Source organism: Thiobacillus sp. (assembly GCF_024708915.1).
In genome coordinates, this window is record NZ_JANJXQ010000003.1 from 46,621 (window position 1) to 71,067 (window position 24,447).

The following is a 24,447-nucleotide window of genomic DNA, read 5'->3' on the forward strand; positions in this document are numbered from 1 at the left end:
CGGCGGCCGACGCGTCATTGAGCCGTAGCCGGCGATGGAGTAGAATCCGCCATCACCCGCCCCCGCTTACAAAATGACGAAGTATGTGTTTGTCACCGGCGGGGTGGTTTCTTCCCTCGGGAAAGGGATCGCCTCCGCTTCTCTCGCTGCGCTGCTCGAATCGCGCGGTATCCGTGTCACCCTGTTGAAGCTCGATCCGTACATCAACGTCGATCCCGGCACCATGAGTCCGTTCCAGCACGGCGAGGTGTTCGTCACCGACGACGGCGCGGAAACCGACCTCGATCTCGGCCACTACGAGCGCTTTTCCAGCGCGCGCATGAGCCGGCGCAACAACTTCACCACCGGCCAGATCTACAAGTCGGTGATCGACAAGGAGCGCCGCGGCGACTACCTTGGCGGCACGGTGCAGGTGATCCCGCACATCACCGACGAGATCAAGCGCTCGATCCGCGAGGGCGCGAGCGGCGCCGACGTCGCGCTGGTCGAGATCGGCGGCACCGTCGGCGACATCGAATCGCTGCCCTTCCTGGAGGCCATCCGCCAGATGGGCTTCGAGGACGGCCCCGAGAACACCTGCTTCATCCATCTGACGCTGCTGCCCTACATCGCTACGGCCGGCGAGCTGAAGACCAAGCCGACCCAGCATTCGGTGAAGGAGCTGCGCGAAATCGGCATCCAGCCCGACATCCTGCTGTGCCGCGCCGACCGCGAGATTCCCCTGGACGAGCGGCGCAAGATCGCGCTGTTCACCAACGTGCGTCCCGAGGCGGTGATCGAAGTGCTCGACGCCGACTCGATCTACAAGATCCCGGCGATGCTGCACGAGCAGATGCTCGACGAGATCGTCTGCCACAAGCTCAACATCCTGGCGCGCGCAGCCGACCTCTCTGTATGGAAGAACCTGGTGCACGCGCTGGAGCACCCGCAGCACACCGTCGACATCGCTTTCGTCGGCAAGTACGTCGACCTCACCGAATCCTACAAGTCGCTGTCGGAAGCGATGATCCACGCCGGCATGCACACCAGGAGCCGGGTGAAGATCCATTACATCGATTCCGAGCAGATCGAAAAGAGCGGCGTCGACTGCCTGAAGGGCATGGACGCGGTGCTGGTGCCCGGCGGCTTCGGCAAGCGTGGGGTCGAAGGCAAGATCGCTGCCATCCGCTACGCGCGCGAGAACAAGGTGCCGTATCTGGGCATCTGCCTCGGCATGCAGCTCGCGGTGGTCGAATTCGCGCGCGACGTCGCCGGCATGGCGGATGCGCAATCAACCGAATTCGACCCGGCGACCACGCATCCGGTGATCGGCCTCATCACCGAATGGCTGGATCGCGGCGGCCAGGTGGAAAAGCGCAGCGAGCAGTCGGACCTCGGCGGCACCATGCGCCTCGGCGGCCAGCCGTGCGAGCTCAAGGACGGCACCCTGGCGCGTGAAGTGTATGGTGCTGCCAGCATCGTCGAGCGCCACCGCCACCGCTACGAAGTCAACAACACCCTGCTCGCCGATCTGGAAGCGAAGGGACTGGTCGTCGCCGGCCGTGCGCCGGGCACCGATCTGTGCGAGATGGTCGAATTGCCGCGCGACGTCCATCCCTGGTTCGTCGGCTGCCAGTTCCATCCCGAATTCACCAGCAACCCGCGCAACGGCCATCCGCTGTTCATCGCCTTCGTGCAGGCGGCGCTGGCGCACCAACAGGAGCGTGGCAAATGAAACTGTGTCATTTCGAAGCGGGGCTCGACCAGCCGCTGTTCCTGATCTCCGGTCCCTGCGTGATCGAGTCCGAGCAACTGGCGATGGACACCGCCGGCACGCTGAAGGAAATGTGCGCCGGACTGAACATCCCGTTCATCTACAAGTCCTCGTTCGACAAGGCCAACCGTTCGTCGACCCAGTCCTTCCGCGGACTCGGGCTGGACGAGGGACTGCGCATCCTGTCCGAGGTCAAAAAACAGATCGGCGTGCCGGTGCTGACCGACGTGCACGAAGACACGCCGCTCGAAGAGGTCGCGTCGGTGGTCGACGTGCTGCAGACGCCGGCCTTCCTCTGCCGCCAGACCAACTTCATCCAGAACGTCGCGCGCCAGGGGCGCCCGGTCAACATCAAGAAGGGCCAGTTCCTGGCGCCGTGGGACATGCAGAACGTGGTCGACAAGGCGCGCGCGGTGGGCAACGAGCAGATCATGGTGTGCGAGCGTGGCGTGAGCTTCGGCTACAACACGCTGGTGTCCGACATGCGGGGGCTCGCGATCATGCGCGGCACGGGGTGTCCGGTGGTGTTCGACGCCACCCATTCTGTCCAGCAGCCGGGCGGGCAGGGCACGTCGAGCGGCGGCCAGCGCGAGTTCGTACCGGTGCTGGCGCGCGCGGCCGTGGCTTCGGGCGTGGCCGGCGTGTTCGCCGAGACGCACCCCAACCCTGAATGCGCATTGTCCGACGGCCCCAACGCGTGGCCGCTCGGCATGATGAAGGAACTCCTGGAAACGTTGAAGGAAATCGACGCGCTGGTGAAACAGCGTGGCTTTATTGAACACCGATTGATGAAAACCTGATCCGCGACGAGGCGAAGCAACGTGAAGATCATTCGTCGTGAACTTCGCACCCTTCGCGGACAAAAATTGAATTTTGAGGATACAAAGTGAGTGCAATCATTGATGTCGTCGCCCGGGAAATCCTCGATTCCCGCGGCAATCCCACGGTCGAGGCGGATGTGCTGCTGGAATCCGGCGTGATGGGGCGCGCGGCGGTACCGTCGGGCGCGTCGACCGGCAGCCGCGAGGCGATCGAACTGCGCGACGGTGACAAGTCGCGCTACCTGGGCAAGGGCGTGTTGAAGGCGGTCGAGCACGTCAACACGGAAATTTGCGAAGCCATCATCGGGCTCGACGTCGAGGATCAGGCCTTCATCGACAAGACCATGATCGAGCTCGACGGCACCGAGAACAAGTCGCGCCTTGGTGCCAACGCGCTGCTGGCCGTGTCGATGGCGTGTGCCCGGGCCGCCGCCGAACAGGCTGGCCTGCCGCTCTACCGCTATCTTGGCGGTGCTGCGCCGATGGCGCTGCCGGTGCCGATGATGAACATCATCAACGGTGGCGCGCACGCCAACAACAACATCGACATGCAGGAATTCATGGTGATTCCGGTGGGGGCGCCGAGTTTCCGCGAGGCGCTGCGCTATGGCGCCGAGGTGTTTCACGCGCTGAAGAAGCTGCTCGACGACGCTGGCATGACCACTACCGTGGGCGACGAGGGCGGCTTCGCACCCAACCTGGAATCGCACGAGGCAGCGCTGAAGCTCATCGTGCAGGCGATCGAGAAGGCGGGCCTGCAGCCCGGTATCGACGTCGCCATCGGTGTCGACTGCGCCAGCTCCGAGTTCTACAAAGATGGCTTCTACCATCTTGAATCCGAGGGCCTGAAACTCACCGCCGAGAAATTCACCGACTATCTCGCCGCGTGGTGCGACAAGTACCCGGTCATCAGTATCGAGGATGGCATGGCCGAGGGCGACTGGGAAGGCTGGAAGCTCCTGACAGACAAGCTGGGTCGCCGCGTGCAGCTGGTCGGCGACGATCTGTTCGTCACCAACACCAAGATTCTGAAAGAAGGCATCGACAAGGGCATCGGCAATTCGATTCTCATCAAGGTCAACCAGATCGGCACGCTGTCGGAAACCTTCCAGGCGATCGAGATGGCGAAGCAGGCCGGCTACACGGCGGTGATCTCGCACCGTTCGGGCGAGACCGAGGACACCACCATTGCCGATCTTGCCGTCGCCACCAACGCGCGCCAGATCAAGACCGGTTCGCTGTCGCGTTCCGACCGCATGGCCAAGTACAACCAGCTGCTGCGCATCGAGGAAGAACTCGGCGAGGCGGCGAGCTACCCCGGACGCGATGCGTTCCGCCAGCGCGGCTGACTGGATCGCTCGCATACGCAGCCAGGGCCTGACCTGGGCGCTGGGCGCCGCCATCGTGCTGCTGCAGTATCCGCTGTGGCTGGGCGAGGGCGGCTGGCTGAAGGTGCGTACGGGCGCACGGCAGATCGAGGTGCAGCAGGTGCTCAACCAGCGTCTGCAGATCCGCAACGCCGGGCTCGTCGCCGAGCTGGGCGATCTCAAGCAGGGGCGCGACGCGATCGAGGAACGCGCACGCAATGAGCTGGGCATGGTGGCCCCGGACGAATGGTTCGTCCGCGTGGTGCCGGCTACAACCGTTCCGTCAGGAAACAGGCATGAGTGAATTGCAAATCTGGTTGCTGGTGCTCGGGGCCGCCGTTGTGGTGGCAGTGGTGCTGTTCAACTGGGTCCAGGAACGACGCTTTCGCAGGCAGGCCGAGGCCGCCTTTCAGGCACCCTCCGTCGATCCGCTGGCACAGCCGGTGGTGACACCGCGCGAGTCCCAGGGACGTGTCGAGCCGGCGCTGCGCGAGCCGTCGTTCGACGCCGCTGCGGTGCCCGAGGTGGCCGAGGCCAGCGAGCCGCGGCTGCATATCGACATGGAACCGGTGCCCGAGACGCTGGCTCCGCGCACGCCAGTGCCACCTGCCGCGGCGCCCGCGGCGAACGTGCCGCCCGCACCCTACGACGAGCTCATCGAATACCGTGTTCGCCTCGGCTGCGATGGCGCGCTGGCCAACGTCTTCGCCGACGCCTTCAACCAGTCGCGGGTCCTGGGCAAGGCAGTGCGCTGGTCCGGACTGCCCGTTGGCGCCAGCAACTGGGAAGAGGTACAGCCCTGGCGCGATGTGCATTACCAGCAGGCGGTCGTGACCATGCAGCTGGCCGATCGCAATGGCGCGGTGCAGGCCGAACAGCTGGGTTCACTGTGTGAGTTGCTGCAGGCGACGGCGCAGGCGCACGGCCTGCGCATCGCCTGCGACGACGTCGCCGAGGCGATCGAGCGCGCGCAGGCGATCGACCGTTTTTGTGTCGACGTCGACGTGCTGATCGGCTTGAACGTCATGGCGCGTGGCGAAGGCACAGTCAACCTGGCACGCATCATCGCCGAGGCGACGGCCAATGGTATGGTGCTCGGCGCCGATGGTGTTTTCCAGTTGCTCGATAGCCGTAGCGAACCCTTGTATGCCCTGTGCAACCACGACGCCGAGCCTTTCACGGCCGACGTGCAGGAGGGCCAGGCGTCGCAGGGCGTGACGCTGCAGTTCGACGTGCCGCGGGTGCCCGATGGTCTCAAGGTGTTCGACAGCATGGTTGCGTTCGGGCGTAAGCTCGCCAACGAGGTCGGCGGCATCCTGGTCGACGACAACCTGCGTCCGCTGACCGACACGGGTATCGAGAAAATCCGCGTCCAGCTCGCGCAGATCTATGAACGCATGGAAGCGCGCGGCGTTCCCTCCGGCTCGCGGCGGGCACTGCGCCTGTTCGCCTGATGGCTTCGCCCGACATCCTGGCGCGCGCTGCGGCGCTGCGCCAGGAGATCGAGCGACACAACTACGCCTACTACGTTCTCGACGCCCCGACGGTTCCGGACGCGGAATACGACCGCCTGTTCCGCGAACTGCAAGCGCTGGAAGCCGAATACCCCGAACTCGCCACGCCCGATTCACCGACCTGTCGCGTCGGCGGTCAGCCGCTCGACGAATTTCCCAAGGTGCGCCATGCAGTGCCGATGCTGTCGATCCGCACCGAGACGGACACGACCGCGGCGGGCGCGCGCGCGTTCGACGCGCGGGTGCGCAAGGAACTGGGACTTGCCAGCGATGACGCGCCGGTTGAATACCATGCCGAGCTGAAGTTCGATGGGCTCGCCATCAACCTGCGCTACGAGCAGGGCGTGCTGGTCGCCGCGGCCACCCGCGGGGACGGCGAGACCGGCGAGGCAGTCAGCCAGAACGTGCGCACCGTGCGCGCCATTCCGCTGCGCCTGCATACCGACACCCCCCCGGCGGTGCTCGAGGTCCGCGGCGAGGTTTACATGCGGCGCGACGATTTCGAGCGCTACAACGCGAAGCAGCGCGAGGCGAGCAAGCCTACCCTGGTGAACCCGCGCAACGGCGCGGCCGGCAGCATCCGCCAGCTTGATCCGGCGATTGCCGCGCAGCGCCCGCTGTCCTTTTTTGCCTACGGCCTGGGCGAGGTGCAGGGCTGGCGCGATGCGCCGGCGACGCACAGCGCCACGCTCGACGCCCTGGTGAAGCTGGGCGTGCCGGTATGTGCCGAGCGCCGGGTTTGCCGCGGCGCGGATGAGCTGGTCGCCTTCCATGCCGAGATTGCGGCACGCCGCGACCAGTTGCCTTTCGATATCGACGGTGTGGTGTACAAGGTGAACCGTCTCGATCTGCAGCGCGACCTGGGCTTCGTTACGCGCGAGCCGCGCTGGGCGGTGGCGCACAAATATCCGGCGCAGGAGGAGCTCACTGTGGTCGAGGCGATCGAGGTGCAGGTCGGCCGCACCGGCGCACTGACGCCCGTCGCGCGGCTCGTCCCGGTGTTCGTGGGTGGCGTGACGGTGACCAACGCCACGCTGCACAACCAGGACGAGATCGACCGCAAGGACGTGCGCGTGGGTGATACGGTCATCGTGCGGCGTGCCGGCGACGTCATTCCGGAAGTCGTCGCCGTGGTGCTGGATCGGCGGCCGCAGCCGGCGCCGCCGCGCTTCGATATCCTGCAAAGCCATCCGGTCTGTCCCGAGTGCGGCTCGCATGTCGTGCGCCTGGAGGGCGAGGCCGCTGCGCGCTGCACCGGCGGCTTGTATTGCCCGGCGCAGCGCAAGCAGGCCTTGCTGCATTTCGCATCACGCCGCGCGATGGACATCGAGGGCCTGGGCGACAAACTGATCGAGCAACTGGTTGACCGTGGGCTGGTGCGCACACCCGCGGATGTGTATCGTCTTGATGCGGAAACGCTGTCCAGACTTGATCGCATGGCGGAAAGGTCCGCGGCCAACCTGCTTGCAGCGATAGAAGCCAGCAAGTCCACCACGCTGGCGCGCTTTATTTTTGCATTGGGGATCCGCAATGTAGGAGAGGCCACTGCCAAGGATCTGGCACGGCACTTCGGCGAACTCGACAGACTGGTCGCGGCAACGGCCGAAGACCTGATGACGGTGCGGGAGGTGGGCCCCATTGTGGCCCAATCCATCGTCCAGTTCTTCGCCGAACCGCACAACCTCGACGTGGTGGGGCGACTGCGCGCCGCGGGTGTGCACTGGCCGGAATCCGCGGGGGTGCAACAATCGGCTGGTATCCTTGCGGGCAAGACACTGGTGCTGACCGGCACCTTGCCGACGCTGACGCGCGAGGTTGCCAAGGAACGCATCGAAGCCGCGGGCGGCAAAGTGGCGGGCTCGGTGTCGAAGAAGACCGACTACGTGGTGGCGGGCGAGGACGCGGGCAGCAAGCTGGCGAAGGCGCAGGAACTCGGGGTGACAATCCTCGACGAGGCGGCGCTGCTGGCCTTGCTGGAACCCGACAACAGAACACAACAGCAATTTGATTTCTGAACAAGAGGAATGTAGGGAAGAGACATGAAAAAAGTAACCAAAGCCGTATTTCCGGTCGCGGGGCTGGGCACCCGCTTCCTGCCGGCCACCAAGGCCAGCCCCAAGGAAATGCTGCCCATCGTCGACAAGCCGCTGATCCAGTACGCGGTGGAGGAGGCGATGGAAGCCGGCATCACCGACATCATCTTCATCAGCAGCCGTACCAAGCGCACGGTCGAAGACCACTTCGACAAGGCTTACGAACTGGAAACCGAACTGGAAACGCGCGGCAAGAAGCGGGTGCTGGAACTCGTGCAGTCGATCCGCCCAAACCACGTCAACTTCATCTACATCCGCCAGGCCGAGGCGCTGGGGCTGGGCCATGCGGTGCTGTGTGCGCAGCCTGTGGTCGGGAATGAACCCTTTGCGGTCATCCTCGCCGACGACCTCATCGATGGCAATCCTCCCGTGATGAAGCAGATGGTCGACCAGTACAGTTATTACCAGTGCTCGGTGCTCGGCGTGCAGCAGGTGGCCCCGGAGGAGACGGCATCCTACGGCATCGTCGATGCCAGCCCCATGGCGGAGCGGGTGTCGCGGGTGAATGCCATCGTCGAGAAGCCGAAGCCGGAGGAGGCACCGTCGACACTCGGCGTGGTGGGGCGCTACATTCTCACCCCGCGCATCTTCCACCATATCCAGCATCTCAAGCCCGGTGCGGGCGGCGAGTTCCAGTTGACCGACGCCATCGCGGCGCTCTTGAAGGAACAACAGGTTCTGGCCTACGCCTACGACGGCATCCGCTACGACTGCGGCAGCAAGCTCGGCTACCTGCAGGCGACGGTGGAATACGCCCTCAAGCACAGCGAAGTCAGCGAGGACTTCGCTGCCTACCTGAAACAACGCGTTTGCTGAATCAGCCGCCGGGCTGGCCGTGCAGCCAGACGGCAGTTTCGAGCGCGTCGCCCGCAGCCAGCCCCTGCGCGATCAGCGCCGCCGCCATGCCGGCGAGGCGGTCGCCGGAGCCCGCCTGCGCCAACCACGGCCCGCCCGTGGTGTTGATCGCATAGCGGCCGTCCGGATGGGTGATCACGGTCCCCACGCCCTTGAGCGCGATGTGCGCACGGTACTGTGTGCTTAGCCGCAGCGCCGCTTCGATCCGGCTTTCCTGAATCGCCGCGACCGAGGTGCCGAGCAGGCGCGCCGCTTCGCCTGGATGCGGGGTGAGCAGCGTGGGCGCAGTGCGGTGTGCGACGTGCCCTGCGAGTTCGGCATCGATGGCGAGCAGGTTGAGCGCGTCGGCGTCCAGCAGCAGGGGGCCGGGCGCATCGAGTGCGGCGGACAGCAGCGCATGCGCGCGCGTTGTCTGCGCCAGCCCGGGGCCGATCACCAGTACGCCAGGCGGAGTGGCGGCCAGCGACTCCGGTGTGGCGAGCATCAGCCGCGGCTCGCCGTAATCGACGACGAGGCGCTCATCGAGCGTGCCGACCGTCACCATCCCGGCGCCCTGTGCCAGCGCCGCGCGGCCGGCGATGAGGCAGGCGCCGACCATCCCCGGCGCACCACCGATCACGCCGACATGGCCGAACGACCCCTTGTGGCTGTTCTTCAGGCGCGGTGGCAGCCGATGGCGGCGCTCCAGTTGGGTCAGCGCGATACCGGGTGTAGCGGGCAGGGTGTCGACGCCGAGCGTGTCGAGATGCAGCGTGCCGGCATGGTCCGGACCGTCGGCGGTGAGCAGGCCGGGTTTCAGGCCGAGAAAAGTGAGCGTGTGGTCGGCGCGCACGGCGCAGCCGCGCACCGTCCCGGTGTCGGCGTCGAGCCCGCTCGGCGCGTCGAGCGCGAGGGTCGGGCAGTCCATGGCGTTGACCGCGGCGATCCAGCGCGCCAGCTCGCCTTCGATATTGCGTTCGAGGCCGACGCCGAACAGCCCGTCGACGACCAGGCCGAAGCGCTGCGTGCCGGGAATGTCCGGCAGCACTGTACCGCCATCTTGCAGCCATCCGGTCCACGCGCGCGCAGCGTCCGGTGGCAGGCGCGCGGGGTCGGCACGGCTCACCAGCACCACGCGAAAGCCCTGGGTCCGCAGCAGCCGGGCCGCGACCACCGCGTCGCCGCCATTGTTGCCCGGCCCCGCCAGCAGCAGCACCGGCTCGCCGGTGTCGGCGGCGAGCGCGGCGGCGAGTTCGGCCGTTGCCGCGCCTGCGCGCGGCATCAGGGGCGTGTCCGGGTGCGCCGCCGCCCAGGCCCGGTCGATGGCCTGGATGTCAGCGGCGTTGAAGAGCGGCGGCGAGGCGGGTGCGAGCGGCATGAGCGGGGTTGCGGACCGGATGGCGGAATCTTAGCAGGCGCGGTCCGATGGACTAGACTGAGTTCATTGCTCCGATCCGGAGGAAGCGTCATGGAAACCCCACCTCGAACTCCTGCGGGCGCGCCGGTGGCCACCTGCTCCGACGATGCCGTCTGCACAGTGCTGACGTGTGCGGTCTGTCTGGTGGAAGTGCCGCCCGATTCGATCAATCTGGCCGACGCGCAGGATTATGTGCACCATTTCTGCGGACTCGACTGCCTCGACCAGTGGCGGCGTCGGGCGGAGCAACGGAGCGAGCCGCCCGGCGAGCCGAAGGGGGATCGGCTAAAATAGCGCCTTTGCCCGTTCGCAAAGACGCTCATGCCTGCCCTCGTCTCCCTCCCCGGCGCAGCCGCGCTGTCACCGTTCCGTCTCGACAAGATCCGCCGTGAGGCGGCGGCGCGGGGCCTCGACCTGGGTACGCTGGCGGCGCGCCACTGGCATTTTCTCGAAGTGGAGGGCGCGCTCGACGCCGCGCAGCGGGCCCAGCTGGAACAGGCGCTTGATTACGGTACGCCGACCGATACGCCGACTGCCGACGACCCGCTGATCCTCGTCACACCGCGCCCCGGCACGATCTCGCCGTGGTCGTCGAAAGCCACCGATATTCTCCGCAACTGCGGCCTCGGCAACATCCGCCGCATCGAGCGGGGCGTTGCCTATCACGTGCGGGATGCCGCCGGCCGGCCGCTGTCGGACGACGCGCGCGCGCGCCTGCTGCCGCTCCTGCACGACCGCATGACCGAGGCGGTGATGACGCTTGCCGACGTCGATCAGCTGTTCCGCCATGTGGCGCCGCGGGAGCTCACGCGCGTGGATATCCTCGCGGGCGGCCGGGGCGCGCTGGAAGCCGCCAACCGCGAACTCGGCCTCGCGCTGTCGGACGACGAGGTCGAGTACCTGGTCGACAACTTCACCCGCATGGGGCGCAACCCTACCGACGTCGAGCTGATGATGTTCGCGCAGGCCAATTCCGAGCATTGCCGTCACAAGATCTTCAATGCCGACTGGGTGATCGACGGCGTGGCGCAGGCGGGCTCGTTGTTCGGCATGATCCGCGACACCCACGCCGCGCATCCCGGCGGCACGGTGGTGGCGTATTCAGACAATTCATCGGTGATCGAGGGCGCCGAGACCCAGCGTTTCTATCCGCGCGCGGACGGCAGCTACGCCTACAGCAGTGAGCTGACTCACGTGCTGATGAAGGTCGAGACGCATAACCATCCCACCGCCATTTCGCCTTTCCCTGGCGCTGCGACCGGCAGCGGCGGCGAGATACGCGACGAGGGCGCGACCGGCATCGGTTCCAAGCCCAAGGCGGGCCTGTGCGGCTTCTCCGTTTCCAATCTCGACATTCCCGGCTACACCCAGCCTTGGGAGGCGGAGGCCTACGGCAAGCCCGACCGCATCGTCAGCCCGCTCGCGATCATGCTCGAAGGCCCGATCGGTGCGGCGGCATTCAACAACGAATTCGGTCGCCCCAACATCGCCGGCTATTTCCGCACCTTCGAGGAAACCGTGGCGGGGCAGCGCCGCGGCTACCACAAACCCATCATGCTGGCGGGCGGTGTCGGCAGCATCCGCGCCGACCACGTGCACAAGAAGCTGCTGCCCACCGGCACGCTGCTCATCCAGCTGGGTGGTCCGGGCATGCTGATCGGGCTGGGTGGCGGCGCCGCCTCGTCGATGGACACCGGCGCGAATGCCGCCGACCTCGACTTCGACTCGGTGCAGCGCGGTAATCCTGAAATGGAGCGGCGCGCGCAGGAAGTGATCGACCGCTGCTGGCAACTCGGTGAGGCCAACCCCATCCTATCCATTCACGACGTCGGCGCCGGCGGTCTGTCCAATGCGCTGCCTGAACTGGTGCACGGTGGTGGCCGCGGCGGACGCTTCGAACTGCGCGCCGCGCCGTCGGAGGAATCCGGCATGTCGCCGCGCGAGATCTGGTGCAACGAGGCGCAGGAGCGCTACGTGCTGGCGATTCCGCCCGGGCGCCTGGATGAGTTCCGCGCGATCTGCGAGCGCGAGCGCTGCCCGTTCGCGGTGCTGGGCGAGGCCACCGCGGAGAACCACCTGCTGGTGACCGACCGCCATTTCGGCAACGCGCCGGTCGACGTCGGCCTCGACGTCATTCTCGGAAAACCGCCGAAGATGACGCGCGACGTGGTGCACCAGCCAGCCTTGCCCGCGCCGCTCGCGCTCGACGGCATCGAACTGAAGGATGCCGTCTACCGCGTGCTTGCGATGCCGGGCGTGGCCTCCAAGATGTTTCTGATTTCCATCGGCGACCGCAGCGTCGGCGGGCTGACCGCGCGCGACCAGTGTGTGGGGCCGTGGCAGGTGCCGGTGGCGGACTGCGCCATCACCCTGGCGGGCTACCGCACCACGCAGGGCGAGGCGTTCTCCATCGGCGAGCGTGCGCCGATGGCGCTGATCGACGCGCCCGCGTCGGGACGCATGGCGGTTGTCGAGGCGATCACCAACCTTGCCGCCGCGCGCATCGACGGTCTCGGCAAGGTGAAGCTGTCGGCCAACTGGATGGCGCCGGCGGGGCACCCCGGCGAGGATGCCGCGCTGTTCGATACCGTCGCCGCCGTATCGCAGTATTGCCAGGCACTCGGCGTGTCGATTCCGGTCGGCAAGGATTCGATGAGCATGAAGTCGGTGTGGCAGGAGGGTGCGGAGAAGAAGTCGGTGACTTCGCCGATCTCGCTGGTGATTTCGGCGTTTGCCATCACGCCGGATGCGACGCGGCACCTGACGCCCCAGCTGCGCACCGACGCCGGCGACACCGACCTCGTCCTCATCGATCTCGGTCTGGGCAGGAACCGTCTGGGCGCATCGAGCTTCGCGCAGGCGTTCAAGCAGGTCGGCGACCGCTGCCCGGATGCGCCGGCGCCCGCGCTGCTCGCCGCCTTTTTCGACACCGTTCAGGCGCTCAATGGTGCGGGCAAGCTGCTCGCCTATCACGATCGCTCTGACGGCGGACTCTTCGCCGCGCTGTGCGAGATGGCCTTCGCAGGCCATTGCGGGATCGACGTCGATGTCGACGAACTGTGCTCCGAAAAGATCCGCCTGGACGTCGAGGATGAAGGATTGCCCGAACCGGTCGACGCGGACACGCGCGGTTATACCGAGCGCATTTTCAACGTCCTCTTCAGCGAGGAGACAGGAGCCGTGCTGCAGGTGCGCCGGACGGACACCGCGGCGGTGATGCGGGCTTTCTTCGATGCCGGCCTGCGCGCCGAGTTTTTTGTCATCGGCGAGCCGAATGCCACCGACCGTGTGCGTATCCGTCGCAAGGAACGGATAATTCTCGACGAGGCGCGTACCGATCTGCAAGGCGCTTGGGCGCGCACCAGCTGCGAGATGGCGAAGCTGCGTGACAACCCGGCGTGCGCGGAGGAGGAGTTTGCCACCCATGCGGACGCGGCCGATCCCGGCCTGCACTATGCGCTCACCTTCGATTCCGACGAGGATGTCGCCGCGCCCTTCATCGCCAGCGGCGCACGGCCGCGCGTCGCGGTGCTGCGCGAGCAGGGCGTCAACGGTCAGGTCGAGATGGCGGCTGCGTTCGATGCCGCCGGCTTCGCCGCAGTCGACGTTCACATGAGCGATATCCTGTCCGGCCGCGTCAGCCTCGCCGGTTTCGCCGGTCTCGCCGCCTGCGGCGGCTTCAGCTACGGTGACGTGCTCGGCGCGGGTGGGGGCTGGGCCAAGTCTATCCTGTTCAACCCGCGCGCGCGGGACGAGTTTTCGGCCTTTTTCGGCCGTGCCGATACCTTTGCGTTGGGCGTATGCAACGGCTGCCAGATGATGAGCCAGTTGCACGACCTCATTCCCGGTGCGGAGGCGTGGCCTCGCTTCGAGCGCAACCTGTCGGAGCAGTTCGAAGCGCGCTTCGTGCAGGTCGAAGTGCTGGACTCGCCCTCCATATTCTTTGCGGGCATGGCCGGTTCCGCAATGCCGATCGCGGTATCGCACGGCGAGGGGCGGGTAGTGTTCCGCGAGGCAGCACACGCAGCCGCGGCATATGCGACGCTGCGCTATGTCGACCATGACGGCGTACCGGCACAAACCTATCCATACAACCCCAATGGCTCGCCTTGGGGGCTGACCGGATTCACCACGTCAGACGGCCGTTTCGGCATTCTCATGCCGCATCCCGAGCGGGTGTTCCGTGCCGCCCAGCTGTCGTGGAAACCCGACGACATGCAGGGCGCCGGACCGTGGTTGCGCATGTTTCGCAATGCACGCCGTGCGGTTGGGTGACCTGTCTCAATGTGCGAGAATCCAAAACTTTGCCTAACCGGATTGGTTGATTGTTCATGAACGACTCCCAGACCCTGCTGACGGATGACGATCTGCGTGCCCAGGTCAAGCTCCTGGGCACGTTGCTTGGACAGGTACTGCTGCAGTTCGCCGGTGAGGAGGTGTTCGAGGCGGTGGAAACGTTGCGCCGCGGCTTCGCCGAGCTGCACCAGCACGAAGACCAGCAGCGCCGCTCCGAGCTGATGGCGATGATCGACGCCATGCCCGCGGAGAAGGTGGAACTCGTCGTGCGCGCTTTTTCCAGCTACTTCATGCTGGTCAATGTCGCCGAGGAAAGTTACGCATACCGCAACCGACGCCGCCTGCTGTCGCACAGCCTCGCGCTGTGGGAAGGTTCGTTCGACCGCACGCTGGAGCAATTCCGCGCGCAGGGTATTTCCGTGGCCACGCTGCAGAGCATGGTCGATCGCCTTCACTATGCGCCGGTGTTCACGGCCCACCCCACCGAAGCGCGCCGCCGTGCGGTGATGGAGGGTATGCGCCGCATCTTCCTGATTTGCGACCAGCTTTACCATTCCACGCTGGGGATCAACGACCGTCGCGAACTGGAAAGCCAGCTCGCCGCCGAAATCCAGGTGATGTGGCGCACCGACGAATTGCGAAGTGCCAAACTTGAAGTACGCGATGAGGTGCGCAATGGCCTCTATTACGTGCGCGAGAGCCTGTTCGAGGCGGTGCCGCGTGCCTACCAGTTTTTCGAGAGGGCGCTGCGCAAGCACTACGGCACTACACCGGAGGGCGATGCGGTCATCCGCGTTCCGAGCTTCATCCGTTTCGGTTCCTGGATCGGTGGCGACCGCGATGGCAATCCCTTCGTGACCGCCGATGTGACCGAGTGGACCGTCCATCGGCAGATGCAGGAGGCGCTCACTGAATACCGCGCACGCGTGCTCGAGCTCAAGCAGACACTCACCCACAGCAGCGGCTGGTGCACGCCGGCGGCGGATTTCCTCGAACGGCTACGCGCTTACGAGGACGCATTCGGCGAGCAGGTGTTTCGCGGGACCGCAGTCCAGCTCTACAGCCGCGAACCCTATCGGCGCATGGCGGCGTTGATGCTCGCACGGCTGGACGCCAATCTCGCGTACATTCGGCAGGCGCTGGCGGGTGTGCCGAGTTTTACCTCGCATCTCGCGTATGAGAACGCCGCTGCCTTCCTGCATGATCTTCATCTCGTGCGCCACTCACTCATCAGCCACGGCGACCGCATCGTTGCGGTGCAGCACCTGCAGGGGCTGATCCGTCTGGTGGAAAGCTTCGGTTTTCACCTGCTGCAACTCGACATCCGCCAGGAATCGACCGTGCACACACGTGCCGCTACAGCGATCCTGAAGCAGATCGACCCCGATTTTGACTATGCAGGCGCCGACGAGGCTGCACGCCTGCAGCGGCTCGCGGCGTGGATCGGCCACATCGACCCGATCGAGTTCGACGACGCACGCCTCGACGACGAGGCGCGCGAGACGCTTGCGGTGTTCCGCCGCATGGCCAAGCTGCAGGCGGAGATCGGCGATGATGTGTTCGGTGCCTACGTCATTTCCATGACCCACAGCGCTTCACACGTCATGGAAGTCATGCTGCTGGCGCGCTTGGTCGGGCTGGCGGGGCACACGGGGGATGGCTGGGCCTGCCGGATCCTCGTCGCGCCGCTGTTCGAAACGGTTGACGACCTGCAGCGCAGCCAGGCGATCCTCGATCAGCTACTGTCGAACCCGGTCTACCGTGGACTCGTGGCGGCCAACGGCAATCGCCAGGAAGTCATGCTCGGCTATTCGGACTCATGCAAGGACGGTGGCATCCTGGCATCCAACTGGAATCTCTACCAGGCACAGCTTTCGATCATTGCGCTGGCGCGCCGACACGGTGTCGAGTGCCGGCTGTTCCATGGTCGTGGCGGTACCGTTGGCCGCGGTGGCGGCCCCACCCACGACGCGATCCTGTCGCAGCCGCCTGGCACCGTGAACGGCGAGATCAAGTTCACCGAGCAGGGCGAGATGCTTTACTACAAATACGGCAATCCGGAGACGGCCAGTTACGAGATCGGCATGGGTGTCACCGGCCTGATGAAGGCGAGCACCACTGCGCTGGCGCAGAGCGAGGTGTGTTATCCGGAAGAATTTCTCACCAACATGCGCGACATCGCGGCGGCTGGCGAGGACGCCTACCGTGGATTGCTTGGCATGGAAGGCTTCATCGATTATTTCTACGAGAGCACGCCGGTTGCCGAGATCGGCAAGCTCAACATAGGCAGCCGGCCGTCGCACCGCAAGAAGGCCGATCGATCGCTCGGCTCGATCCGTGCGATCCCCTGGGTGTTCGGCTGGGCGCAGTCGCGCCACACCCTGCCCGCGTGGTATGGCATCGGCAGCGCGCTGAAACGCTTCGCCGATGCGCACCCCGATGCGCTCGCGCAACTGCAGGCGATGCACCGTGAGTGGCCGTTCTTCCGTGGGTTGTTGTCCAACGTGCAGATGGCGTTGACCAAGGCAGACCTCGAGATCGCCGAGGAATACGCACGGCTGTGCGAACATCCCAATGCGCAGCGCGTCTACCGGGCTATCGTCGACGAATTCGGGCTGACTGTCGAATGGGTGCGGCAGGTGGCTCAGATCGCTGCACTCCTCGAAGACAACCAGCCGCTGGCGCTGTCACTGTCGCGGCGGCGTCCCTACATCGACCCGATCAATCATATCCAGGTGCGGATGCTGAAGCGCTACCGTAGCGGGGGTGTGGCGGAAGTCGAGCAGGACTCCTGGCTGACGCCCCTGAAGCGTTCGATCAACGCGATTGCCGCGGGCATGCGAAACACCGGTTAGCGCATGCAGAGCGAGACCAGCCCCCGCAGTTCTGCCGACACGCGTCGGCGCTGGCTGATCGCATCGGTCAGCTTCAATGTGCTGTTGCTGCTGGTGGCCGGTGGCTTGGGCCTGTATGCCTTTCTGCTCAATGTCGATCTTGGCGATGTCAAGCGACGCCTCTCGAAGGAAGTGGAACAACGCCAACAGACCGAACGCTACCTGGTCGAGGCACGCAATCTTCTGACCGAGAACCAGCGCGAGATCGAGCAGTTGAAGGCGCAACTCGCCTACAAGGAATCCGACCTTCAGGCGGTGGTATCGGCCAAGCCACCGCTGCCGGTCGTGATCGGTTTCCGCGCTTCGATGCTGGGGCGCGGGTTGGTGGCCGTGATCGAGAACAGCAGTGATCGCTATCTCTCCGTGGTACTTGCGGTGCGCAACCCGACCCGCGCACTGGCCAAGCGCTTCAACCTCGAACTGTCGCCGCGTTCCAGCACTGATTTCGGTCACTTCGAGGGCTGGCAGTTCGCCTCCGGCGACGAGTTCGTACTGTTCAGTGACGACTTCGCCGCGCTGCGCCTTTCAGTGCCCTGAGGTCGCCGTGCCGGGGCGCGCGGGCTGGATTTGACGGCTGCGCTGTGTTAATAAAGACCCTTTGCCATGCGAAACTTGAAGGCACCAAGATGAGCTCGACGACACTGGAACTGCTCCAGAAATACAGCGTGGCGGGCCCGCGTTACACCTCGTACCCCACCGCGCCCTACTTCCATACCGGCTACCGCGAGGCCGACTGGCTCGATGCGCTCGCCGCGATGCAGCCCGAGCGCGGCATTTCGCTGTACGCACACATCCCGTTCTGCGACTCGCTCTGCTACTACTGCGGCTGCAACATGGTCGCCACGCGCGACTACAGCAAGACCGTTCCCTATCTGGCCGCGCTGGAGCGCGAAATGGCCGCGACCGCGGCACGCGTCGACCCGCAGCGAATCGTGCGGCAGCTGCACCTGGGCGGCGGCACCCCGACCTACCTGCACCCCGACGACATCCGCGCGCTGATGGGACGCATGCGGGGCCATTTCAAGCTCGCACCCGACGCCGAGATCAGCTGCGAGGTCGATCCGCGCGAACTCACCCGCGAGCATCTCGTCGCGTTGCGTGAGAACGGTTTCAACCGCGTGTCCTTCGGCGTGCAGGACATGGATCCCACCGTGCAGGAAGCGGTCAACCGCATCCAGTCGGAATTCCTCATTCGCCAGGTGGTTGACTGGGCGCGCGAACTCGGCTTCTCCAGCATCAACCTCGACCTCATCGTCGGTCTGCCGAAACAGACGGTCGAGAGCTTCCGCCAAACCCTCGATCGCGTCGTCGCCTGGGCGCCCGACCGCCTCGCGGTGTTCGCCTACGCCCATGTGCCGTGGATCAAGAAGCACCAGAAATTGATCAACGAAGCCGACCTGCCCGATTTCGCCACCCGCCTCGCGCTGCAGCAGGCCGTCAACGAAAGACTCGGCGCTGCCGGCTACGTCAACATCGGCCTCGACCACTTTGCCCGTCCGGAAGACGAGCTGGTGCGCGCGCAGCAGAACAAGACGCTGTGGCGCAACTTCCAGGGCTACACCACGCACAAGCACTGCGACATCCTCGCCTTCGGCGCGTCCAGCATCAGCCAGACCGTCGACGTCTACATGCAGAACGAGAAGGGCCTCAAGTCCTACGAGGCGCGCGTCACCGCCACGGGCTTCGCCGTCGAGCGCGGCATCAAATTGAGCCTCGACGACCGCATCCGGCGCGAGGCGATCACCCGCGTCATGTGCGACCTGGAACTCGATCTCGCTACCTTCGGTACGGAATGGGGTATCGACGCCGCGGCGTATTTCGCCGACGCGCTCAAGGACCTGCGTCCGCTCGCCGACGACGGTCTTGTGCGCCTCGACGGCGCGCGCATCGAAGTGACGGCCGTCGGCCGCCTGTTCCTGCGCAACATCGGCATGTGCTTCGACCGCTATCTCAAGGAAGCCGCGACCGACAAGCCGCGCTACTCGCGTACCGCCTGACGCCATGGTCAAGCCAGCCGAGCCGCCGGTGGGGCGGCGCACCTGTCTGTATGACGCCGAGCAGCTCGAAGACGTGATCGGCGACATGGTGCGCCAGGCCGCCGGCCTGATCACCGGACGCAGCCGCGTCGCCGTCATCGGCATCCTGCGCCGCGGCGCGCCGCTCGCCGACCGCCTGCACGCGCGCCTGGTGCGGGACTATGGCCTCACCGACTGCGTGCGCCTCGACCTGCAGATCAAGCGTTACGCCGACGACCTCAGGCTGCTGCACCCCGAAACCCAGCTCACCGAGAACCCCGAGCACGCCAGCCTCGACCTCGACGGCTACACCGTGCTCGTCGTCGACGATGTGATGTATCGCGGACACTCGCTGTTGCGTGCCGTACAGTACATCGCCGGAAAGCAGCCCGCCGAAATCCGCACGGTGGTGCTGGTCGACCGCGGCGTCGCGCGGCTGCCGGTTCGCACCGATATCGTTGGCGTGCGTCTCGACGTCGCGCCGTCCGACATCATCGAGTGCAACGTGCCGCCCTACGAGCCACGTTTCCAGATCGATCTCATGCAGCCGGACTGATCGCCGGTTCCTGTGCGCCGTTCCGCATGCACCACGTTCCCCGACCCCACCCCACCCGCATCTGCTTCATTCGCCACGGCGAGACCGACTGGAACGTGGAGAAGCGCATCCAGGGGCATACCGACATTGCCCTCAATGAAATCGGACGCGCCCAGGCGCTGGCGATGGCTTTCAACGCCGCGCACCATCGCTTCGACGCGATCTACAGCAGCGACCTTGCGCGGGCGACGCAGACTGCGGAGATTCTTGCGCAGCGCGAGGACCACGTGGTCAAGCCTTTGCCGCAACTGCGTGAGCGGCATTACGGCATTTTCCAGGGCATCACCGCCGCCGAGGGGGCCGAACGCTATCCGCAGGCGCATGCGCGGTATCTGGCACGGGATCCCGACTACGATTTCGAGACCGGCGAATCCCTGCACGGCTTCGCCGCGCGGGTGGCCGAGGGCGTCGACTGGATGGTGCGGCACCACAGCGGACAGACCCTTGCGGCAGTCACCCACAGCGGGGTGCTCGACATCCTCTATCGTCGCGCCACCGGCCGCCCGCTCGATACCCCGCGCGACTTCAAGATTCCCAACTGCGCGCTCAACTGGTTCCACTTCGATGGCCAGGGCTGGCATCTGGAGGCGTGGGGCGATCGCCACCACCTGCACGAGGTGCTTGCGGAGCCGCCGGAATGAGCGCCCACGCGCCATGGACCGTGCTGCTGCGCCACGGCCACAGCGAATGGAACCTCACCGATCGCTTCACCGGCTGGACCGACATTCCGCTCACCGAAGTGGGTCTTGCCGAGGCCGCTGCGGCCGGGCGTAAGCTGGCGCAGGCCGGCTTCGTCTTCGACGAGGTGCACGGCTCCGTGCTCGTCCGCACGCGACAGACCGCCGACGCCCTGCTTGCGGCCATGCGTACACCGGGCGTTCCGTTCTTTTCCAGCTGGCGACTCAACGAGCGCCACTACGGCGCGCTGCAGGGCATGAACAAGCGCGAGATCTTCGCCACCTGGGGCGAGGAGGCGTCACGCCGCTGGTGGCGCGGCTACCACGAGCCGCCGCCGCCGCTGGAGCGGGACGACCCGCGCCATCCTCGCTTCGATCCGCATTACGCCGGCCTCGACTCGTGCGAACTGCCCGCCAGCGAAAGCCTGCGCGACTGCCAGCGGCGCACCCTGCCGTACTGGCACGACGTCGTCGCACCGCGCCTGGCCGCCGGCCGTCGCCTGCTCGTCATCAGCCACGGCAACACCCTGCGCGGGCTGGTCATGCACCTCGATGGCCTGTCGCCCGAAGCGATGGAAAAAGTCGAGATCGCCTCCGGCGTGCCGCTTGTCTACCGCTTCGACGAGACGGGCCGCGTGCTGGGACGTGAATGGCTGGCCATGGGCGGTGATCGCGGCGAGGGCGCCGCTCCTACAGCGCTGTAGAAGCCCGCCCCCGGGCCGATCGGACCGTCGCATCGGCCAACGCTCGCGGGTAAACACCCCCCCCCGCCTACGCATCGAACCCCAGATCCTGCGCCAGTCCCGCGTGGGTGATGCGCCCCGCATGTACGTGCAGCCCGGCCTGCAGGCCCGGGTCGGTCGCCAGCGCGGCGAGTCCCTGTGCCGCGAGCGCCTGCACGTAGGGCAGGGTGGCGTGGGTGAGCGCCTTGGTCGAGGTGCGCGCCACCGCGCCGGGCATGTTGGTGACGCAGTAATGCACGATGCCGTCGACGACAAAGAATGGATCGCTGTGCGTGGTCGCGCGCGAAGTTTCTGCGATGCCGCCCTGGTCGATGGCAACGTCCACCAGCACCGCGCCGGCCGGCATGCGCGCGAGCATGGCTCGCGAAATCAGTCGCGGCGTGTGGCGGCCGGGAATCTGCGCCGCGCCGATGACGATGTCGGCGTGCACGAGGCTGTCCTCGATCGCGCCGGGCGAGGAAAAACGCGTTTCCACGCGTGCGCCGAACAGGGCTTCGGCGCGCGCGAGCTTGTCGGCATTGCGGTCGATCAGCGTCACCCGCGCACCGAGTCCCGCCGCCGTGCGCGCCGCGTTCATGCCGACCACGCCCGCGCCGATGATGAGTACACGCCCCGGCGGCACGCCGGGCAGGCCGGTGATCAGCTTGCCGCAGCCGCCGTTGGATTTGTGCAGCCCCAGCGCACCGACCTGTGGCGCCAGCCGCCCGGCGATGTCCGACATCGGCTGCAGCAGCGGCAGGCCGCCGTCGGGCTTGCTCACCGTTTCGTAGGCGATCGCCGACACCCCGCGCGCCATCAGCTCGCGCGCCAGTGCCGGTGCCGCGGCCAGATGCAGGTAGCAGAACAGCAGCTGGCCCGCACGTAGCCGCTTCACTTCATCCGGCTGCGGCTCCTTTACCTTGACCACCAGCTCCGCCGCCCACGCCTCGGCTGCGCTGGACGCGACCGACGCTCCGGCGCTGCGGTAGGCGTCGTCAGCAAAGCCCGACGCCGCCCCTGCGCCGGTTTCCACGCTCACCGCGTGGCCCGCCTCGACCAGCGCCCGCGCACCCTCCGGCGTCAGCGCGACGCGGTATTCGTGGTTCTTGATTTCTTTGGGGATGCCGATGTGCATGACAGGCCTCGCTTCGATTTGGGAGGCTCCAGAATACCCAAAGGGCGGTGGCGCTTGAACCCTTATCGCGCCCTTTCGCTCTCGCGCCGCTCGAAGCGGTAATACGCCGGCGGTACCTGCCGCAGGCGAATCTCGCGCGTGCCGGGCGCGACCGGTACGCGGCCGACACGCTGGTAGGGGCCCATCATAGATGGCGCGGCGCGCACGTCGTAGAGGCCGGGCACGAGCAGGCGTGCCGACACGGCGAGCCCGCCGCCTTCGGCGTGATGATGGACGCCGGCGAACGGGCGCGCCAGCGGCTCGCCAATGAAAATCCCCTGGCCCGGCATCAGCACGCTTTTCCAGTAGGCCTCGATCAGCGTTTCGCCCTGCAGGTAGTGCGCCATGACGAGGACGGGCTGGGGGAATTTGGTGGGGAAGTTGCACGGCTCGGCTACCGTGCCGTAGCTTCCGGTGGCGCCGGCGTCGATCCAGGCGAGGCTGCTCATCTGACCTGTGCCGAGGAGGTCGCCGCCGAAGGAGGTGAGGTGGTCGGCAATCGCGCCGGGCAGGTAGGTGTTACGTTCGATCGCCGGCACCTGCGCGAGCCCGGTGAAATAGAACATGACGTCGGGCTTGTTCTCGACGCGGTCGGCCTCGACGACTTCGGTGGCGAAGGCTTGGTGCAGCAGCGCACGCAACGCCGGATAGGCGGCGGCGCGGACGTTGCGTGCCTTGTCCGCGGTGCTGACGAGATAGGCGGTGCCGTCCGGGTTGCTGCCGTCGCTCGCCACGCCGCGGTCGATCAGCTTCTTTGCGGCGTCCACGCTGGCGGCGGCAAGGCTCATGGTCGGACGCACGCGGTAGGCGTCGAACGGCCGCGTGGTGCTGCTGTTGAAATACGGGCTTTCACGTGTCGGCTTGCAGCCGTCCGCACAGAAGGCCGGGTCGAAGCCGAACGCGAACGCGGCGGTGATCGACATGCAGTCGACGCGCCACGGCTGCGTCCAGGTCAGCACGTAGGCCTGGATGTGCTTGGGCGTCTTGCGGTCGAGGCGGCGCTTCAGGTTGATGAATTCCGCGCGCGGCATCGTCGCGCGTCCCGGCTGAAAGCGCACGTGGATCAGGTTGGCAGCGGGAATGCCGCGCTTCTCAATGTAGTACGCGGCGACTGCCACGCTCGCCGGGTCGTCGTCGTTGACGATTACCCCGAGGTCTTCGGCGCCGAGCGCGGGCTGCGGAAAATGCGTGACCACCGCCTGCTCGGGCGCGGCGTGGGCGGCATGCAGCAGCACGCTCGCGGCAAGCGCGGCCAGCCAGCGCCTCATGCCAGACGCGCGACGCATTCGCGCACCAGTTCCGGGCCGCGGTAGATGAGGCCGGAATAGAGCTGCACCAGCGTGGCGCCGGCGTCGATCTTTTCCCGCGCGTCCTCGCCCGAGAGGATGCCGCCAACACCGATGATCGGCAGCTGGTTCTGCAGGTGGCGCGCGAGTTCGCGCACCACGCGCGTCGACGCCGCGCGCACCGGCGCGCCCGAAAGTCCACCGGTTTCCGCAGCGTTCGGCAGGCCGGCGACCGCGTCGCGCGCGATGGTGGTGTTGGTGGCGATCACCGCGTCGATGCGGTGCATCATCAGGAGTGCGGCGATCGCGGCGATCTGCGCGTCGTCGAGGTCGGGTGCGATCTTAAGCGCGATCGGCACATGCTTGCCATGGCGCTGCGCGAGTTCGGATTGCCGCAGCTTGATCGCGGAAAGCAGCGCGTCGAGTGCCTCGTCCTTCTGCAACTCGCGCAGGTTCTGCGTGTTGGGCGACGAAATGTTCACGGCCACGTAGCTCGCGTGCGCGTAGACCTTGTCGAGGCAGGCAAGATAGTCGTCGACGGCCTGCTCGTTCGGCGTGTCCTTGTTCTTGCCGATGTTGATGCCGAGCACGCCCTTGAATCCGCTGGCCTCGACGTTCCTCACCAGGTTGTCGACGCCGAGATTGTTGAAACCCATGCGGTTGATCAGCGCCTGCGCCTGCGGCAGGCGGAACAGCCGCGGCTTGGGGTTGCCGCCCTGCGGGCGCGGCGTCACCGTGCCGATCTCGATAAAGCCGAAACCCAGCGCCGCCAGCGCGCCGATGTGCGCACCGTCCTTGTCGAGGCCGGCGGCCAGGCCCACCGGGTTGGGAAAATCGATCCCCATCACGTGCACCGGCCTGCCCGTCGCCCGCGGCAGCAGGCCCAGCAGGCCCATGCGGTGCGCGGTGTCGAGGCTGGCGAGGGTGAAGCGGTGCGCGTCCTCGGGGTCAAGCGAAAAGAGCGCGGGGCGGAGCAGGTGGTAGATCAT

19 protein-coding genes are annotated in these 24,447 nt (G+C 66.3%); 15 read left to right on the top strand and 4 right to left on the bottom strand.

Features of this window, described 5'->3' with window-relative positions; genetic code table 11:
• Nucleotides 1-73: 73 nt before the first annotated feature.
• The 7 genes from Q0L94_RS00375 (at nt 74) to galU (ending at nt 8,364) form a co-directional block, all read left to right on the top strand.
• On the top strand, nt 74-1,714 hold the full coding sequence (locus Q0L94_RS00375; RefSeq protein WP_296749004.1) for a CTP synthase: 1,641 nt from the start codon (nt 74-76) through the stop codon (nt 1,712-1,714).
• Entirely contained in the window at nt 1,711-2,553 is an 843-nt protein-coding gene (gene kdsA / locus Q0L94_RS00380; protein ID WP_296749006.1) for a 3-deoxy-8-phosphooctulonate synthase, read from the top strand. The genes Q0L94_RS00375 and kdsA overlap by 4 nt, the downstream gene beginning before the upstream one ends.
• 86 nt (nt 2,554-2,639) lie before the next feature.
• On the top strand, nt 2,640-3,923 hold the full coding sequence (gene eno / locus Q0L94_RS00385; protein ID WP_296749007.1) for a phosphopyruvate hydratase: 1,284 nt from the start codon (nt 2,640-2,642) through the stop codon (nt 3,921-3,923).
• A complete protein-coding gene (gene ftsB, locus Q0L94_RS00390) occupies nt 3,901-4,245 on the top strand; it encodes a cell division protein FtsB (protein WP_296749009.1) in 345 nt (114 codons plus the stop codon). The genes eno and ftsB overlap by 23 nt, the downstream gene beginning before the upstream one ends.
• Nucleotides 4,238-5,395: a cell division protein ZipA C-terminal FtsZ-binding domain-containing protein gene (locus tag Q0L94_RS00395; RefSeq protein WP_296749011.1), complete on the top strand. Its 1,158-nt coding sequence runs from the start codon at nt 4,238-4,240 to the stop codon at nt 5,393-5,395. Before ftsB ends, Q0L94_RS00395 begins: the two co-directional genes overlap by 8 nt.
• Complete coding sequence (gene ligA, locus Q0L94_RS00400; RefSeq protein WP_296749013.1) at nt 5,395-7,470, top strand: NAD-dependent DNA ligase LigA; 2,076 nt, start codon at nt 5,395-5,397, stop codon at nt 7,468-7,470. Before Q0L94_RS00395 ends, ligA begins: the two co-directional genes overlap by 1 nt.
• Nucleotides 7,471-7,494: 24 nt before the next feature.
• Nucleotides 7,495-8,364 (top strand): UTP--glucose-1-phosphate uridylyltransferase GalU, encoded by an 870-nt coding sequence (gene galU, locus Q0L94_RS00405; RefSeq protein WP_296749015.1) that lies wholly within the window; start codon nt 7,495-7,497, stop codon nt 8,362-8,364.
• Nucleotide 8,365: 1 nt separating this feature from the next.
• On the opposite strand, the gene Q0L94_RS00410 is transcribed toward galU, so the two are convergent.
• Entirely contained in the window at nt 8,366-9,760 is a 1,395-nt protein-coding gene (locus Q0L94_RS00410) for an NAD(P)H-hydrate dehydratase (RefSeq protein ID WP_296749017.1), read from the bottom strand.
• Between the two features lie 90 nt (nt 9,761-9,850).
• On the opposite strand from Q0L94_RS00410, the gene Q0L94_RS00415 reads away from it, so the two are divergent.
• The 8 genes from Q0L94_RS00415 to Q0L94_RS00450 all read left to right on the top strand — a co-directional run bounded on the left by Q0L94_RS00415 (nt 9,851) and on the right by Q0L94_RS00450 (nt 20,980).
• Nucleotides 9,851-10,093, top strand: a complete 243-nt coding sequence (locus Q0L94_RS00415) for a DUF3330 domain-containing protein (RefSeq protein WP_296749020.1) — start codon at nt 9,851-9,853, stop codon at nt 10,091-10,093.
• A gap of 27 nt (nt 10,094-10,120) precedes the next feature.
• Nucleotides 10,121-14,074: a phosphoribosylformylglycinamidine synthase gene (gene purL / locus Q0L94_RS00420; protein ID WP_296749022.1), complete on the top strand. Its 3,954-nt coding sequence runs from the start codon at nt 10,121-10,123 to the stop codon at nt 14,072-14,074.
• A gap of 56 nt (nt 14,075-14,130) precedes the next feature.
• Nucleotides 14,131-16,950, top strand: coding sequence for a phosphoenolpyruvate carboxylase (ppc, locus tag Q0L94_RS00425; RefSeq protein WP_296749024.1), 2,820 nt, complete (start codon nt 14,131-14,133; stop codon nt 16,948-16,950).
• A 3-nt stretch (nt 16,951-16,953) separates the two neighbouring features.
• The gene (locus tag Q0L94_RS00430; RefSeq protein WP_296749026.1) at nt 16,954-17,526 is read left to right on the top strand and encodes a hypothetical protein; all 573 of its coding nucleotides are present in this window, start codon (nt 16,954-16,956) and stop codon (nt 17,524-17,526) included.
• 89 nt (nt 17,527-17,615) lie between these two features.
• Nucleotides 17,616-18,986, top strand: coding sequence for an oxygen-independent coproporphyrinogen III oxidase (hemN, locus tag Q0L94_RS00435; RefSeq protein ID WP_296749028.1), 1,371 nt, complete (start codon nt 17,616-17,618; stop codon nt 18,984-18,986).
• Between the two features lie 4 nt (nt 18,987-18,990).
• Nucleotides 18,991-19,560, top strand: coding sequence for a phosphoribosyltransferase family protein (locus Q0L94_RS00440; protein ID WP_296749030.1), 570 nt, complete (start codon nt 18,991-18,993; stop codon nt 19,558-19,560).
• A gap of 26 nt (nt 19,561-19,586) precedes the next feature.
• Complete coding sequence (locus Q0L94_RS00445) at nt 19,587-20,240, top strand: histidine phosphatase family protein (RefSeq protein WP_296749032.1); 654 nt, start codon at nt 19,587-19,589, stop codon at nt 20,238-20,240.
• Nucleotides 20,237-20,980: a 2,3-bisphosphoglycerate-dependent phosphoglycerate mutase gene (locus Q0L94_RS00450; protein ID WP_296749034.1), complete on the top strand. Its 744-nt coding sequence runs from the start codon at nt 20,237-20,239 to the stop codon at nt 20,978-20,980. Before Q0L94_RS00445 ends, Q0L94_RS00450 begins: the two co-directional genes overlap by 4 nt.
• Nucleotides 20,981-21,047: 67 nt before the next feature.
• On the opposite strand, the gene ald is transcribed toward Q0L94_RS00450, so the two are convergent.
• The 3 genes from ald to Q0L94_RS00465 form a co-directional block, all read right to left on the bottom strand.
• Entirely contained in the window at nt 21,048-22,133 is a 1,086-nt protein-coding gene (ald, locus tag Q0L94_RS00455) for an alanine dehydrogenase (protein ID WP_296749036.1), read from the bottom strand.
• Between the two features lie 62 nt (nt 22,134-22,195).
• Nucleotides 22,196-23,440, bottom strand: coding sequence for a TIGR03790 family protein (locus Q0L94_RS00460; protein WP_296749038.1), 1,245 nt, complete (start codon nt 23,438-23,440; stop codon nt 22,196-22,198).
• Nucleotides 23,437-24,447, bottom strand: a complete 1,011-nt coding sequence (locus Q0L94_RS00465; RefSeq protein ID WP_296749040.1) for a quinone-dependent dihydroorotate dehydrogenase — start codon at nt 24,445-24,447, stop codon at nt 23,437-23,439. Before Q0L94_RS00465 ends, Q0L94_RS00460 begins: the two co-directional genes overlap by 4 nt.